This window comes from Arthrobacter sp. UYCu712 (assembly GCF_040547005.1).
Lineage (GTDB): Bacteria > Actinomycetota > Actinomycetes > Actinomycetales > Micrococcaceae > Arthrobacter.
The window spans coordinates 88102-103110 of sequence record NZ_JBEPOZ010000012.1 but is presented as its reverse complement, the minus strand read 5'-3'; the positions used below and the strand labels follow the sequence as shown (position 1 = coordinate 103110).

14 protein-coding genes are annotated in these 15009 nt (G+C 62.5%); 8 read left to right on the top strand and 6 right to left on the bottom strand.

Features of this window, described 5'->3' with window-relative positions; all coding sequences use genetic code 11:
• The first annotated feature begins 279 nt into the window (after window positions 1–279).
• Genes ABIB51_RS13495 through ABIB51_RS13475 form a run of 5 tightly spaced genes read left to right on the top strand, consistent with a single transcriptional unit; the run spans window position 280 to window position 4631 of the window.
• Complete coding sequence (locus ABIB51_RS13495; protein WP_354188790.1) at window positions 280–1710, top strand: DJ-1/PfpI family protein; 1431 nt, start codon at window positions 280–282, stop codon at window positions 1708–1710.
• Complete coding sequence (locus ABIB51_RS13490; protein WP_354188789.1) at window positions 1707–2219, top strand: hypothetical protein; 513 nt, start codon at window positions 1707–1709, stop codon at window positions 2217–2219. The genes ABIB51_RS13495 and ABIB51_RS13490 overlap by 4 nt, the downstream gene beginning before the upstream one ends.
• Window positions 2219–2605 carry a hypothetical protein gene (locus ABIB51_RS13485; protein ID WP_354188787.1) on the top strand — a complete coding sequence of 129 codons (387 nt, stop codon included), beginning with the start codon at window positions 2219–2221 and terminating at the stop codon, window positions 2603–2605. Before ABIB51_RS13490 ends, ABIB51_RS13485 begins: the two co-directional genes overlap by 1 nt.
• Complete coding sequence (locus ABIB51_RS13480) at window positions 2602–3936, top strand: sensor histidine kinase (protein WP_502916132.1); 1335 nt, start codon at window positions 2602–2604, stop codon at window positions 3934–3936. The genes ABIB51_RS13485 and ABIB51_RS13480 overlap by 4 nt, the downstream gene beginning before the upstream one ends.
• Window positions 3924–4631, top strand: coding sequence for a response regulator (locus ABIB51_RS13475; RefSeq protein ID WP_354188783.1), 708 nt, complete (start codon window positions 3924–3926; stop codon window positions 4629–4631). The genes ABIB51_RS13480 and ABIB51_RS13475 overlap by 13 nt, the downstream gene beginning before the upstream one ends.
• An 814-nt stretch (window positions 4632–5445) precedes the next feature.
• On the opposite strand, the gene ABIB51_RS13470 is transcribed toward ABIB51_RS13475, so the two are convergent.
• Both ABIB51_RS13470 and ABIB51_RS13465 read right to left on the bottom strand, forming a co-directional pair.
• Window positions 5446–6675, bottom strand: a complete 1230-nt coding sequence (locus tag ABIB51_RS13470; RefSeq protein WP_354188781.1) for an MFS transporter — start codon at window positions 6673–6675, stop codon at window positions 5446–5448.
• A gap of 410 nt (window positions 6676–7085) precedes the next feature.
• Entirely contained in the window at window positions 7086–7847 is a 762-nt protein-coding gene (locus ABIB51_RS13465) for an alpha/beta fold hydrolase (protein ID WP_354188779.1), read from the bottom strand.
• A gap of 483 nt (window positions 7848–8330) precedes the next feature.
• Between ABIB51_RS13465 and ABIB51_RS13460 the strand changes: the two genes are divergently transcribed.
• Window positions 8331–8744 carry a hypothetical protein gene (locus ABIB51_RS13460; protein ID WP_354188777.1) on the top strand — a complete coding sequence of 138 codons (414 nt, stop codon included), beginning with the start codon at window positions 8331–8333 and terminating at the stop codon, window positions 8742–8744.
• A gap of 731 nt (window positions 8745–9475) precedes the next feature.
• On the opposite strand, the gene ABIB51_RS13455 is transcribed toward ABIB51_RS13460, so the two are convergent.
• Complete coding sequence (locus ABIB51_RS13455; protein WP_354188775.1) at window positions 9476–9637, bottom strand: DUF1016 N-terminal domain-containing protein; 162 nt, start codon at window positions 9635–9637, stop codon at window positions 9476–9478.
• A gap of 250 nt (window positions 9638–9887) precedes the next feature.
• Here ABIB51_RS13455 and ABIB51_RS13450 point away from each other — a divergent pair, with 250 nt between their 5' ends.
• Both ABIB51_RS13450 and ABIB51_RS13445 read left to right on the top strand, forming a co-directional pair.
• Complete coding sequence (locus tag ABIB51_RS13450; protein ID WP_354188773.1) at window positions 9888–10916, top strand: NAD(P)-dependent alcohol dehydrogenase; 1029 nt, start codon at window positions 9888–9890, stop codon at window positions 10914–10916.
• A gap of 35 nt (window positions 10917–10951) precedes the next feature.
• Complete coding sequence (locus ABIB51_RS13445) at window positions 10952–11482, top strand: YbhB/YbcL family Raf kinase inhibitor-like protein (RefSeq protein WP_354188771.1); 531 nt, start codon at window positions 10952–10954, stop codon at window positions 11480–11482.
• A gap of 130 nt (window positions 11483–11612) precedes the next feature.
• On the opposite strand, the gene ABIB51_RS13440 is transcribed toward ABIB51_RS13445, so the two are convergent.
• From ABIB51_RS13440 to ABIB51_RS13430, 3 genes are all read right to left on the bottom strand, one after another.
• Window positions 11613–12398: an IclR family transcriptional regulator gene (locus tag ABIB51_RS13440; protein ID WP_354188769.1), complete on the bottom strand. Its 786-nt coding sequence runs from the start codon at window positions 12396–12398 to the stop codon at window positions 11613–11615.
• A gap of 89 nt (window positions 12399–12487) precedes the next feature.
• Window positions 12488–13030, bottom strand: coding sequence for a hypothetical protein (locus ABIB51_RS13435; RefSeq protein ID WP_354188767.1), 543 nt, complete (start codon window positions 13028–13030; stop codon window positions 12488–12490).
• Complete coding sequence (locus ABIB51_RS13430; protein WP_354188765.1) at window positions 13030–15006, bottom strand: primary-amine oxidase; 1977 nt, start codon at window positions 15004–15006, stop codon at window positions 13030–13032. Before ABIB51_RS13430 ends, ABIB51_RS13435 begins: the two co-directional genes overlap by 1 nt.
• Between the last annotated feature and the right edge of the window lie 3 nt (window positions 15007–15009).

The window sequence follows — 15009 nt, the reverse complement described above, 5'->3', positions numbered from 1 at the left end:
GCCCGGGTGAGTCCGGCCCGATTGCCCAAGCCGATGTCTTTGAGCACCGCCACTGTCGATTTCGTTGCTGGTGCAACGTTGGCAAACGTCGATTTTGGTTGCCTCTCCTAACGAAATGCCGGTGGGTGACATCGCGTCCACGCCGTGCAACAACCCGGCGGGCACGGGCATCCGTAAGCCGGCGGAGCCGAAATGGCACACGCGTAGTACCGCGGTACCACATGCACTTGCTGGGAAGTATCCGCTGGACCGATGTTTGGGAAACGGGCAATCCGTAGCGTGAAGAGCAACGCAGGGCGCACGCACGGTGGCAGCCCGCACGTCCACAGAATCGAGACCCCGCTCATGGCCTCCCGCTCACGACGCCTTTTCTACTCCGCTCTCTCGGTGGCATTATCCCTGACCGCTGTGGCTGCGCTGGCCTTCGCCGGCGCAGCAGTGGCTGATGCGCAAAGCCATGTCACGCCGCCACAGCGGGGCCAGCAAGGATTCCCGGCGAACCGGCCATCCTCCTCGGGCGAGATCGTTGTCGCCGTTGTCCTGGGCTCGTCTGGCACCGTGGGGAGCGACGTTCTGGCTCCCTACGAGGTGTTTGCCAGCTCCCCGGAATTCTCCGTCTACACGATTGCAGCGCAGGCAGATCCTGCGCCAGTTGACGGAGGTCCTGCGATTGTGCCGACGTACACGTTTGAGGACGTTCGATCGGGCAGGGCCCGGAAGCCGGATGTCGTCGTTGTCCCGGCCGTCGGTGCTCCGGAGGGGCCGGAAGAAACCGCGATGCGGGAGTGGATCGTGGAGCAATCAGGCAGCGGAGCGCGCATCCTTGGCGTCTGCAACGGATCAAACGTCCTTGCAGGGACCGGTATCCTCGACGGACATAAGGCGACAGGCCACTGGTCACGTCTGGGTTATCTGAAGAAGAGCCATCCCCAGGTTCATTGGTCGGAAGGCCTGCGATACGTTCAGGACGGCATGATCACCACCACAGCCGGTGTCACGTCCGGCATTCCGGGCGCGCTGAAAGTCATGGAGGACCTGGCCGGCGCTGACGAAGCGGAACGGGTCGGCCGCCTGATGAACTATCCGGGCTGGTCGCTCACGGCGTCAGAATCTATACCCGTTCAGTCCTTCGCACTCTCGGACATCCCCGTCGGACTCAACGCCCTCGTCCCGTGGTTCCGGCCGACGATCGCCGTCGGCCTCTTCAACGGAGTAGGAGAAGCCGACGTCGCCAGCGCGTTCGAGGTCTATAATATGTCTTTTGCAGCCCGCGCCGTGCCGATCGCCGCGACGGAGACGGTCACCACCAAGCACGGTATGGTTCTCCTCACAATCCCGGAAACCCGGGCACCCCAAGTGGACAGGGTCATCGCCCCGGGCGCGGCCCGGGGCGAGGACATCAACCGCCAGCTGAGGGACTGGGCTGCGTCCCGCAACGTTCCCGCCGATGCCTTTGCTGGCGCTGATGGTGTGCTCGGCTTCGATGGTGCCTTGGAGTATCTGGCGCAGCATACCGACCGTGCCACGGCCCTGTCGGCAGCCAAGATGATCGACTATCCCACTACGCATCTGAACCTTCCGGCTGGTGGCACCTCTGTCCGGGTTCCGGTCCTGATCGTGCTCGGCCTGCTGCTCGCCATCCTCATCGGTGCCCTGCCGGCGGTCGCTCGCTCCGCCGTCCGGCGGCGGGCAGAGGGGCAGATGAAATGAGCCGGTACATCCCCGATTTCCGTAAGCGCCCGGCCGCCTCCCTGGGTGGGGCCGCGCAGGCCGCCCCGAAGGTCCGGACGGGATACGTCTACTTCGCCAGGCACTTCGGTGTGATGGTTGCGTTGATGTACGGGGGAATGTTCGTGCTGGACCCCGTCTACGAGATGGCGGTCGCCCTTGCTGGAGTCGACGACCCGTGGGGCCGGCTGCCTGTCCTCTCGAACATCATCATGGCGTTCAACATGATTGTGCCGATGGTCCTGTACATGCGCCATCGGCGCCACCAGCGGCGGGCCATCGTAGAAATGTCGGCAGCGATGCTTCTTCCAGCAGCCCTGACAACGATCCCCTACCTTCTGGGGGTTATGACAGCCGGGGCACTGATGTCTCTCAGCCATGCAACAATGATCCCGCTGATGGCGATCGCCATGATGCTCCGCTTTCGCGAATATGCCGAACACAAGCAGGGGCATGGATTGCCCTCCAGCGCACAGGAGAGTGGTTTGTAATGCCGTTGGATCAGCTTTCCGCAATACTCGCCTGCGCGCTTCTGGCAGGCCTGGCCGTCTTCCAGGGCGCTCTAATTGCCGGGGCTCCGCTCGGGAAGATGGCGTGGGGCGGACAACACCGTATCCTCCCGGCCAACCTCAGAATCGGGAGTGCGGTCTCCATAGGCCTGTACGCACTCTTCGCCTATGCCGCGCTGGCCAAGGCTGGCGTGGCACCGCCGTTGATAGGCGAATCCTTTACGTCGGTCACCATGTGGGTGATGACGGCTTACTTCGCGCTAGGCGTCCTGATGAACGGCATCTCCCGCAGCAAACCTGAACGCTTCGTGATGACCCCCATTGCAGCTTCCCTTGCAGCCCTCTACCTGGTCCTTGCACTCCAATGAACTTCGACGCCGGCACTACCCGTGACCCGCCAACTGAAGACCGGAGGACCTTTATGCACGTCACGACCGGTAGAGTCCGAGGCATGACCGGGGCAGGAGACGGGAAGGGCAAGGTGGCGTCGGCGGAACCGGCTTTGCCTCTGCCGGGCCCCCTTGGCGCGATCAGGCAACGCCCATGGCGCTCCCGCCCCCGAATGGCAGACCTTCTGATCGCTGCCTTGTACGCAGGGCCGGCCCTGGCGGCGACCGCGATAGTGCACGAGACCAATGGCCTAGGGTTCGTTCTCCAGTTGCTCGCTGTGGTGATTTCCGGAACTGCCCTGCTTTTCCGTCGGCGGGCTCCGGTATCTTCGTTGGCCGCCACCGCGGGCATCATGCTCATTACGTTCCCGGCGCCGACAAGCTTCGCAGCGGTGGCGACAGCCATGGCACTGTACGCCGTCGCCGTTTACAGGTCGACCCGGCACGCAGCCTTTGCTCTGCTGGGAACCAGCGGCGTCCTCCTTCTGGCCGCGGTCCTCCTGCCCGGGTCAATAGTTGACCCGGGCCAGGCCGGCCAGGCAATCGCAGTGCTCGTGATCGCGGCATTGATCGGCTTCAACGTCCGCTCGCGCCGCAGCTACGTGGCCGCCCTCGTGGACCGCGCCGACCGGCTGGTGCGGGAACGGCAGCACCTGGCCAGCCTCGCCGCAGCCGCTGAGCGGAACGCGATCGCCCGGGAGATGCACGATATCGTCTCGCACGGGTTGGCGGTGATGATTTCCCTCGCCCATGGTTCTGCAGAGATTGCCCCCTCTGATCCTGCCCGCGCCGCCGCGGCCATGCGCCAGGTGGCCGAGACGGGCCGCACCGCGGTGGCGGACATGCGCCGGATGCTCGGAGTGCTGAACGTAGGCACCACCGGGAAACCACCCGGCACGGTAGTGCCGGCGCCCGGCGTCGGGGACGTCCCGGTCCTGGTGGAGCTTTTCCGTTCCACGGGCCTTCCGGTGGCCCTGCGATCAGCCGGTGTTCCTCCGACCGACCCCGGGATCCAGCTGGCAATCTACCGCGTCGTCCAGGAGGGGCTCACCAATGCTCTTAAGTACGCGAGGGAAGCATCGGCGGTGGTTGTCGGCCTGCAGTTCAGCGCCGACGAGCTTACGGTCTCGGTGACCGACGACGGCGAACACGAGGTCATTCCTGCAGACCATCCCGGACGTGGCCTCGTGGGAATGCGTGAGCGCGTCGCGCTGTATGGCGGCACGATGCAGGCAGGCCCAATGGCAGGCCATGGATGGTCCGTGACCGCACGGTTCGTCCCGCAGGAGGGAGCCTCATGGAACCGGTAACTGCCTCACCCCGGCGACCGATCCGCGTGCTGCTTGTCGATGACCAGATTCTCGTCCGCATGGGATTCCGAATGGTCCTCGACGCCCAGGACGGAATCGAGGTCGTTGGTGAAGCCGCCGACGGCAGGATGGGAATCGAAATGTGTCGCACCTTTGCGCCGGATGTGGTGCTGATGGATGTGCGGATGCCTGGCATGGATGGCATCGGGGCCACCAGCACGATTGTTGAGGAGTGTCCGCAGTCCCGGGTTATTGTCTTCACGACGTTCGATCTCGACGAGTATGCCTTCGCGGCGCTCCGGGCCGGTGCCAGCGGCTTTCTGCTCAAGGATGTGGGACCAGCTGAGTTGCTTGCGTCCATCAGGGCTGTCGCCGGAGGAGACGCCGCCATTTCCTCCAGGGTCAGCCGCCGGATGCTGGACCTCTTCAGCCTACGGCTTCCCGCCGGTCCACCCGCCGGAGGCGATGAAGCCGTCGCGTCCCTGACCCCGAGGGAACGCGAAATCCTCTCCGCCATCGCCGGAGGACTTTCTAACACGGAGATCGGGGAACGCATGTTCGTGGCCGAGTCAACGGTGAAGACCCATGTGGGCCGTATCCTGATGAAACTCGGGCTGCGCGACCGCGTGCACGCCGTCATCTTCGCCTACGAACACGGCCTGAACGGCCAACGCCCGCATCACCACTGGGGGTAAGCGGGCGGGAGCCTAGTTTCGCAATTGAAACGCTCTGCGATATTCAAGCGGCGCCACACCTTATTACCGCCCGGAATCGCTGGCGAAAAGTCACGGGTGTCGCGAATCGAACGGCCCGGGCAGTCTCCGCTAGGGATGCGACATTTTCTTCCAGCAGCTGGCTGTCCTCGTCGATTCGCCAGGCGAGAGCCACCCCACGGATCGAGGTCGCGCAAGGCCCGAAGCGGTGCACCCCGGGAACATAAAGCATCCGCCAGCTAACCGCGAAACTTCGACAGGTGAAGCGTGATGATCCAGCCGGAGCCGAGCAGTGAGCGACTGAGAGGATTCGGACGATGATTGACGTCGGTGAACGGGCTGGGATCCGGCGATTGTATGTGTGTGTGCGAAATCGCCAGCCGGTTGGCTACACGGGCGGACATTCGGTCTTTCACGCCACGACCGCCGAAATTAGGGCCACCCTGACCATCCCGGATCTCTCAAGTGACCGCAGCTTCGATCCCAGGGAAATGATCCAATGGGACCTATGGTCTCCCACCGAGCGAATCATTCCCACGGGGGCACGGTGCCATGCCTTCGCCACCTGCGCTCACCATGGCCTCCGGCTATCCGCGCTGGCTCACGGCCCATGTGCTGACTTCCCGCACCACGGAGACCTGGTGGCGGGCATGTCATTGCTGTTGGAAAGCCTTATGGCGGTTCCAAGAAAACTCCTCTGGGACAACGAAGCCGGCAACGGCCCGGAATCGAAGGGCTTGGTTGAACGCGCCAGCCAATACCTGCAAGATCCCGCTTCTCTCCCGCTAGTGACATATTACCTGACTTGGGATGAGAACTCAGCGCCGGGAATTGGAAGCATCCGCCACATCTTTTTTGTCCGCTTCTCGCCATAGACGCTCAGGGCAGTCAGCACGACCGCTAGGCCAATAGCGACAGCAAACGCGACCACGGGATTGGTTGCGATCATGAGCACTGACGACATCGACGCAGCTAATCCATATCCGACGCCCTGAACGGCGTACATAACGGAGTACCCCGCTGCATGCAACTGCGGAGGCAGCAATTTTCGGAGGGACAGATTGCGGGTTACCAGCACACCCGATTGGAAAAGGCCCCCGATCGCCAAGGCGACTGCAATTGGTGCTACTTCATGCCAGATCAATCCCGTGCCGAAGGACGCTGCCGTGATTAGCAGGAATACGTGGCTCTGCGTTTCCGGCTTACCGGGCCACTTCCTCAAACCGTAGATTACCGCTCCGATGGCGCTGAAGACAGCGAAGCCGGTCAGGAGAGGGCCAGCCCAGCCGACGTCGATACCGCGGAACTCAAGCAGGGCCGGAAGCACCAGTTCAGCGCTGGAAAGCATCACCATGGCGGCTGCACTTGCAAGATATATTGGCCATCCGGCACTCAGAGTCGTTCCTTCGGCATGCGTGGGCTGAGCTTCCGGGTACGGTTCAGGCACGGTATTTTTTAAGGGAACAATCATAACTAGGACCGCGGAAGCCAACGCAAATGCTGCACCCACCCAGAGGGGTATTACAGAACTGGCATGCGAGGCCAGCGTCACGACGGCGGCAGGAGATGCAGCCCAGGTGATCTGGGTTAGCGTCGTTTCCAGGCTTAGAGCCCTGGGGACGTTGGCTTCAGTCGTCTGGGTTGTCAGCATCATCCGGACGGCGCCGGTGCTAGCAGCAGGGGCTGCTCCAGCCAGGAATGCTAGAAGAATAGGCAGCCACGCCGCTGCAGTTGCCGTCCACGTAATTGCAGCAAATGCCAGGGCCCCAATGGCCAGGCCTGCGCTAATTTCACGCTTTGAATTATTTTGGCTGTAACGACGACCAAGGACGGGCGCCCCGACCACTTCCCCCGCGACGTATACCCCTGCGAGTATCGCTCCGAAGGCGTAGCCACCGCCGGTATCCCTGACGAGAAAAACCAAAGCAAGGGGGGCCATGGCGACGGGCAACTTGCTGCTCAGGGCGACGGCGGCCCAAAGGAGGAATCGTGCTGCGGTGAATTCCCTATAGCCTGTCGCTGTCATCGTGAACCTCGCTGTCACGTATCGCTTCGTTGGTATTCGCCGGATTAGGCCGAGTGACTGTGTCAAGTATTTCTGGCCCTAAGAGGGCATGGTGGAAGTGCATCCTTATTGCAGAAATCGGAAAACGCTTGCCGTAGACGCCACTGCAGGGCAGGTCGGATCATGTTCAGCACAAAACCTGGCAGGCCCGATATTGTGTCCTCGCTGGAGCTCCACAGTAGCTCCGCAACCGAGGCAGACAAGTCCTGCACGCAGCGCACGCCTCGTCGATGAAGGAATCGCACCGAGCTCTATAGCCGTCCATACGCTCCCGTCAACTAAACAACGTGCTACTTTCACAGCCTTGGTTTCTTCCTGGTATCGGTACATGGGACAGCACCGCCTAAGTACGCGCCGTCGACGCCGGGCTCCTATGTGATCCGGGGCGGCCTGTTCGAGACTCCAATTTTCTGTTGTACAAGGTTTTGGACGCGCGACTCGACTTGCGTTGAAACGAATTCGGTGACGGCATCCACGACGCGTTGATCGGCCAGGACGCGGTTGTGACCGAGTCCTTCGGTGTACAATACCGAAGCGGAACCAGCGTGGCCGTCGGCAATGAGACCAGCCTGATCGATGCCGACTACAGCATCTGAGGAATCGTGTACCACGAGAAGAGGCATCCAGCTGCTGTCTGAATCAAGCTGGGACACAATCTGCCCCCACTCGAAGCTGCTGTCGACAAGCACCAGCTGATTGATCCGGTCTCGGAAGCGCACACGGGCCCGCGTCGGCAACCGGATCACTCGGGTAAAGGACGTCACGAGGTGCTCAAGACTATGCACACCGGCGATTGTCACCATCCGGCCCGTGGTGATCCCCATCCGCACGGCGTGGAAAGCGGCAAGAACGCCGAATGAATGCCCGACAACCGCATCGAAATGACCATAACGTGCTTCCAGTTCCCGAATGATGCCTGCCCATTCGACTACGTTGGAAGGCCCCTTCCCCGACGCCCCGTGGCCGGGAGCGTCAAACGAAACGATCATGTGACCACGGCTCATCAGTGCCTTCACAAGATGACTGAACCGGGACGCCCGGCTCCGCCAACCGTGCACAAGAAGAATAACCGAGTTACCGGTGCCCCAGGTGTACACCGTCACTGCCGTGCGGCCGAACACCACCTGCTCCACGGCGGCGGACTCGTGGATCTCTCGGTCTACGGCTCGGACGGAAGATGGCCTGCCAAGATGCCAAAACAGCACTGATGCTAGGCGGGCAGCGATGTAAGGGCTTACTGCGTCCAACAACCGCATCGCTACGGGAACGGTCCAGCTAGGCACGCTCATAAACACCTCTCCTACTACATGTGCGAACGTTCGTACAGTAACGTGTTTTCTGCCTGCTCCGCAACGCCGAAGAAAGGAAGATAGCCACGCCTGGTGCAGATGCACTACCTCGGCTGGCAGGTCGCCGAGTGATTCGATCTCCGGCCGGCAAGATCGGACCGCCCGAGAAGCAGTGGAACGGTCTGTCGATGTTGTACTGGCGCTTCCGATCGTGTCGAGCGAAAATTCCGATCCGGAGGAAAACCTACTCGGTGATTCCTCTCGCAGAGATAGGAGCCGATGTTCGGCGCGCGCACCCCGGGATAGGTGGCCCTTCCTACTGTTCGAGTGGTTCGAGGACCTGCCCCACACCGGATTGAGGGGCTGGTCATCAAGGGCAACGACCAGCCGCCCTACACACCAGGGGCCCGTTCCTGGCTGAGACTCAAGCACCGCGAAACCGTGGAAATCATCTGCGGAGCAGTCGTCGGGCCGATCACCGAACCCCGGGAGGTCGTGGCCGGGCTGGTCCTGGACGGGGAGCTGTGGATCGTCGGTAGGTCCACACCGTTGAAGACTGCAGCTGCGCGGAAATGGCGCCGTGGCCGCATTCCCCGGGGCGCCACCCCTGGCCCACGGAAAGGCACCGCCCTCGACCGGTTCGACAGCGACAAGGAACCGGTAAGGCTGACACTGGTCGAACCTGTGGCAGTGGGAGTCTCCGCCGATTCTCGTGAAGGATGTGCAGATCTTTGCGTCTAGGAAGGCTTTCGGGGTTGCCGGCAGATCAGTGCAGGACTCCACCACCGGTCCAGCATCGTCTGGACAAAGGCCTTCAGCTCAACGTGGCCGGCGATCTTTCCGCGACGAATCCGATGCGGGCGTCAGCAGCAGGCCTGATTTTCGGTTGTTGACGAGGTGCGCCAGAATTCCCGGAGGGCTAGAAATCGCCCAGCCCTAAGAACCCTCAGGCCATTCCGGATGTCCCGGCCTGCGGCGGATGTGGCAGCCCGGTCGCCGCGTAGCTGCCTGACGAGATGTTCACGCTCTTGGTGCTGCAGCTTCAGCCATTCCTCGGGTGGAATATAGTTCACGGAAGTTGTCCTCTCAATAGGCCCAAGGGCTATCAATATCGATATACATCAATATTGAAAGCTTCTCAGATATATCGACGTTCGTCAATGTAGCCTGTTGTCCTGCATGAAATTGGCGATTGTGCCGTCCCTGGCTTCGGCCGTATCGTCGCCGGAAGTGTCCGACGTCGCGGAAGTAACAGCTACATTCGCCGGTCGAGGGCGAAGATGTACCGGCCCCGGCTGCATTGGGATGAGCCCGCAAAACATCGGGATGACCGCCACGAATTAAGTTCGAATTCGAACGCAAACACCTTGGGTAAGGCGACGCGGCCGGGCGCCTTTCAGGGCCGCTATATCAAAATAGTCCGCTGATCTCCCGCAGCAGCCGTACCGGCGGGACGTCGTCCAGATGCGGGTTCATGCCCTGGAACCAGGCTTGATGTGGCCCCACGGCAATTGTCCAACAAGCGGTTGGACAATTGAGTCGGACCAGGCAGTAGCGAACCCGCGCAGGTGGGACCGGGAAAGTCCCCTCATTTTAGGGAACTTCGCCCTCAGGTTCTCGGCCAGCCGGCCCATGACTCCACTCCCCCAGTTCTCGACCTCCTGGCCCCAGTGGCTGAAGCTCTGGGCTGTGCCGACAATCCTTCGACGAGTCCTACCGCCGATAAAGAAGTCCCGCCCCTGGTCGTGACACGCGGTGAGGCAAAGTCCATGGCTGCTTTTCTCAATATCCGAGAGCGAATATTCCGGTGGAGGCCCAGGATCCGCGAGTCTAGGAATGGCGCATCGGGGATCCCTCTGATGCATGACTTTGAGGAGGAGCCACGTGAAAGCCCTGAGACTCCATGCATACGGGGAGCACCCCACGCTGGACGAAGTAGACGAGCCGAAGATCACCGGCCCGTGGGACGTGATTGTCGACGTTGGTGCGGCAGGCCTGTGCCGTACAGACCTGCACATCATTGAAGGCCAATGGTCCGGCATCCAGAACCCGCACCTTCCCTACACCCTAGGCCACGAAAACGCCGGCTGGGTAAGGGCGGTGGGCAGCGCCGTCCAAAACGTCGCACCGGGTGACGCCGTGATTATGCACCCGCTGACGAGCTGCGGCCTCTGCCCGGCATGCCGGATCGGACAGGACTCGCATTGCGAAGACGCCACCTTCCCCGGCGTCAGTGTCGACGGCGGCATGGCCAACCAGCTCCTCACCAATGCCCGGGCAGTGGTCAAGCTCGACGCCGGGCTGGAACCTCGCCACGTGGCAGCTCTCGCGGACGCCGGCCTCACGGCCTACCACGCCGTCCGCAAGGCCTCTGAGCTTTTGCATCCGGGCACTCATGCCGTGGTCATCGGCGCCGGCGGGCTCGGCCACATCGGGGTCCAAAGCCTTGCTGCCATCACCTCGGCGGAAATCACGGTCGTGGACCGGTCCGAGGAGGCCCTGGAGCTGGCGTCCAAGCTCGGCGCCCACCATACGGTACTGGCCACCGACGACGGCGCTGTCACCAAACAGGTGCTTGATGTCACCGGCGGCGGGGCCCACGTGCTCTTCGACTTCGTCGGGGAAGGCGGCGCAGAACTGCTGGCCCCCAAGCTGCTGCGCAACCGGGGCTCGCACTACGTCATCGGCTACGGCGGCGCGGTCAACGTCCCGACCATTGACATCATCTCCCGCGAAATCAACATCATCGGAAACCTCGTCGGAACCTACAGCGACCTGGTCGAGCTGATGACCCTCACCGCCCAAGGGCGCATGACCCTGCACACGGCCGAATACTCCTTGGACTCCGCTCTGGATGCCATCGCGGACCTTGAAAACGGGCGCATCCGCGGCCGCGGCATTCTCATCCCCTAAACCCCACCAGCCAATAACTTCCCAAGGAGCTACACATGTCAACCACACCCTACGATCTGATCGCCACCGTACCCGGCTTCAGCGTCAACAGCACCGATGTCAAGGACGGCGAAACCCTTCCCACACCCCAGGTCAGCGGCATCTTCGGTGCCGGCGGCACGGACACCTCCCCGCAGCTGTCCTGGGAGGGCTTCCCGGCGGGGACCAAGAGCTTCGCCGTGACGGTCTACGACCCCACCGCACCCACGGGCAGCGGATTCTGGCACTGGGCCGTGGCCAACATTCCCGCGTCCGTGACGGAGCTTTCCACCGGAGCGGGGGACGGCGAGGCTTCCTCCCTGCCCGAGGGCGCCCTTCAGCTCAACAATGACGCCAGCCTGAAGCGCTACCTGGGCGCCGCTCCGCCCGCGGGCAGTGGCAAGCACAATTACTTCATCGCGGTCCACGCTCTCGACGTCGAAAGGCTTGACCTCCCCGAGAATGCAACCCCGGCGTTCCTTGGCTTCAACCTCTCCGGCCACACCCTGGCGCGCGCGGTCATCACCCCCTGGTGGGAAGCCAAGTAGTACGACGAACGGCGGGGTGGCCATCCGGCCTCCCCGCCGTTTTGGCGTTCGCATGCATGTGAAAAGCCGCCAACAACATTGTTGGTGGCTTTTCCCGCGGCCGGGACTTTCCAGACCAGCTACCCGGTGGTCAGCGGGCCGAGCCCATACGGAAGTATTTGCTGACCATATTGGCGGTCTCCCTCAGTGCAAGCTCAACCTGGTGCTCGCGCCCTTTCATGAGGTGAGTGTCGGTGCTGACCGCCACGGAACCGACCACCATTCCCGCCCCGTTGTGCACGCCGACCGCCGCGCACGTTTTTTCGGGCACGAATTCCTCGTGTTCCCACGCGATGCCATCGAGCATCACCGTGTCCAGATGCGCCCTAAGCTCCTGCGGATCCGTGATCGTGGCCTCCTGCAGGGGCCTGGTTCCGTGGACGGCCAGATACTGGTCCCGCTGCAGGTCGTTCATTCCGGCCAGCATGATTTTGCCAAAGGCTGTGGCGTGGGCCGCCTCATGGAAACCGAAGCTCAGCGGGGTCAACCGCGGGTGCTCGGGGGAATCAACGATGTAGGCGACCACGACGTCGGCGCCCCGATACACCGCGAAGTAGGCCGCCATGGAGACTCGGTGGTGAAGGTCCGCAATGACCGCCTTGACTGGGGACGGGACGCCGATCTGGCGGTGCAGGGATACGGCCAACTGGTGCGGTTTGTAGCCGAGCTCAAAGCGACCCTTGTCCTTCAGATGGACCAGATACCCGGTCTGGACGAGTGCCTTCGCGAGACGGTAGACACTGGGCATGGGGTAGCCCAGGGCATCGGACACTTCTTTTGCGGTGGCACCGCCGCGCTCGGCCACGAACTCGAGTACGGCAAACGTCTTTTCCAGGGGCGATGATTTTTCATCAAGTTCCTCCGGACGTTCGGTCAACGATCGCAGTGTCACAATCCACCACTTTTCCCATAGCTTTCTTCAAACTTAATTATGCGCGTCCCGAGGTTTCAAGCATGGGGCTGGTGTCACAATGCCATGATGCCCATCGCCAGGATCATGCAGCCCGAGCATACTGCGTGGGGAGACATTCCGCGTGTGCGCCGGCGGATGGCCGGTACCGCCACGACGGCCGCGCACACCATCCAGCCCAACAGAACCATCACACTCATCAATCCTGTGCCCGTGGTCATATGCGCCATGTGGCCGGACATTCCTGCCATCGGTGCAGCGGAGGCCTGCGGTTGGCCGGTCCCATGGACCGGCATCAAAAACAGGGCCAGCGCCATGAACCCAATGTCGACGACCGCCAACCCGGCGGCCGATTTCTGCCACCCGGTCAGGGGACGCCGGGTTTTCACCCTGGCCCAGAGAAATGCCCCCACCACGGGGACCAAAAGCGCGACCGTCAGGGCCGCGGCCGCGACGTTCGAAAAACCCGGCAGTACCAGCACTGCCATCATGATCGCGCCGATTACCACCGCCGTGGTGGCCAGGATCCAGGAACAGCCACGTCGAACGACGGCTGCGGCCATACCTGCGATGGAGAGTATGGCCGCAGCTGCTGTCATCAGTGACATGAATGCCCATCGTCGTCGGCAGCGGGTTCAGTCTTGCAGTGCGACGCGGAGGCCGGCACATCCAGGGTTGGGTTGCGGTCAAAGAAACCGTGCGGTTTCAGGGTGAACTTGGCGTAGTCCACCGGCATGACCGGCCAGTCCTCCGGCCGCGGGAAATGGGTCGGCCCAAAGGTGTGCCACAGGACAACATCCTCATTTTCCAGGGATCGGTTCGCCTTCTGGAACTCCGGGATGCCGCCGCCGCCGCTGTGCTGGTTCGGGAAGTCGCCGGCCGAGTAGCGCTCGGCAGGATCGTACTGTGTGACCCACAGCTGCTTGGTGGTGAATCCGGCCCGCGTGGTCACCGATGCCGCCTCGTCGGCGAGCAACGTCGGGTTCTGCTCGGGGAACAGCACGTAGGACACCGGCTCGCCAAAGCGGTTGAGGCTGCCCGGGTTCGTGATGTGCCAGGTCCGGCCGACACTGGCGTCGGCCATACGGCCGCCCTCGGATTCGCTCGTAATGGTGGTGACGGCATTCGTGAAGGCGTTGCCATGCTCGTTTCCGGGGCCGGCCGGCACGCGCTTGACTTCCACTTCCTGGACCGTGTTTTTGGTGCCGTCCACCATCATGTCCAACCGTGCCGAGAACAGGTGCTGATGGTAAGGGGCACCCAGGCCCGGGGCCACCTCGTTGGCGTAGGGGTAGTCCTTGCCCCGGTAGGAGGAGGTGAACAGGATGCCGGTCAGCTTCGACTCGCACTCGATGGTGCCGTCGAGGTAGAGGTACCAGAAGAAGCCGTAGTCGTAGTTGCCCACGGTGGTGAAGAAAGAGATCACCAGACGGCGTTGGCGGCGCGTCTCGTTGGACCCGGTCACGAAGTCCGAGTGCTTCCAGAGGATTCCATAGTCCTCCTCGTGCATGCAGATGGCGTTCTTGATGGTCTTCGGGCGGCCCTGCTCGTCCATGATGACGCCGTCGAAGTACTTGATCTCCCCAACACAGTCGCAGCCGAGCTCGAGGCTGTTCGTGTAGCGGGCAAACATGTATTCCCCGGTGTCAAAGTAGTTCTGCCAGAACCTGACCGGGCTGGGATCGGCGTAGGGCACGACCATTTCCGCGATCGAGGCGCGGTAGATGATCGGGCGTTCCTTCTCCTGGTCCTTGAAGGAGAGCTGGCGGAGGATCAGTCCCTCGCGGGCGTCAAAGCCGATGCGGAACTTCCAGTTTTCCCAAGTGACGACCTCGCCGTCGACCTGGTAGGAGGGGCCCTCGGGCTGGATGATCTCCAATGGCTTCAGGCTGGTGCGCTCGGGTCCGCGGAAGTCCGGGTCGTCGTAGTTGCCCGCCTCGGCCGGGACGGGCAGGTCCATGAAGTCAACAAGCTTGACGACCCGGCCTTCGGTCATGTCCACGTAGGCGCAGAGGCCGTCGACCGGGTGGGCCCAGCAGGCGTCCTTCGGGTGGTCTTGCATGAAGAACAGGGACCGGGCGATGCGGTGGTTGATTTCGTCCTCAAAGCCGTAGTGGCCGGCCGAGAGCGGGATGGAGATGACCTTGGCCGGATCAATGCCGCGGCGCTTGATGGCCTCCTGGAATCCGGGATCGGCCTGGATGATCGGGCCGATGAGCTCAAATTCCTCGTCCAAGATGGCGACCTGGCCGTCCTCCGGGGCGATGTCGTTGACCGAGACGACGGCCGATCCGCTGATGTCGACGACGACATCCTGGGACGTGCCGTCGGCCAGGTTGATGAGGATAACGCGGGCCCAGCGCCGGACCGCATCGCCGGGTTGGAAAGCCAGGACCTCGTCCTTGTGGGGCTCTTCGAGTCCGGCGTGGACGAACCGCGTCGAATCCTTGAGCAGGCCAGCATCGGCGATGATGGCGCGCAGGGATTCCATCTCCTGGACGGTGAGGTTGCCCAATGGGTGGTCGACGGCATTCACGGCGTTCACGGTGTCACTTTCGGATAGGTGTGTGGACATGTC

Coding starts and splice junctions, on each gene's coding strand:
- ABIB51_RS13435 (WP_354188767.1), bottom strand. CDS start 13,030: ATGACAGCAGCTGCGGCCATACTCTCCATCGCAGGTATGGCCGCAGCC.
- ABIB51_RS13470 (WP_354188781.1), bottom strand. CDS start 6,675: ATGACAGCGACAGGCTATAGGGAATTCACCGCAGCACGATTCCTCCTT.
- ABIB51_RS13430 (WP_354188765.1), bottom strand. CDS start 15,006: ATGTCCACACACCTATCCGAAAGTGACACCGTGAACGCCGTGAATGCC.
- ABIB51_RS13445 (WP_354188771.1), top strand. CDS start 10,952: ATGTCAACCACACCCTACGATCTGATCGCCACCGTACCCGGCTTCAGC.
- ABIB51_RS13485 (WP_354188787.1), top strand. CDS start 2,219: ATGCCGTTGGATCAGCTTTCCGCAATACTCGCCTGCGCGCTTCTGGCA.
- ABIB51_RS13475 (WP_354188783.1), top strand. CDS start 3,924: ATGGAACCGGTAACTGCCTCACCCCGGCGACCGATCCGCGTGCTGCTT.
- ABIB51_RS13455 (WP_354188775.1), bottom strand. CDS start 9,637: ATGGGCCGGCTGGCCGAGAACCTGAGGGCGAAGTTCCCTAAAATGAGG.
- ABIB51_RS13480 (WP_502916132.1), top strand. CDS start 2,602: ATGAACTTCGACGCCGGCACTACCCGTGACCCGCCAACTGAAGACCGG.
- ABIB51_RS13490 (WP_354188789.1), top strand. CDS start 1,707: ATGAGCCGGTACATCCCCGATTTCCGTAAGCGCCCGGCCGCCTCCCTG.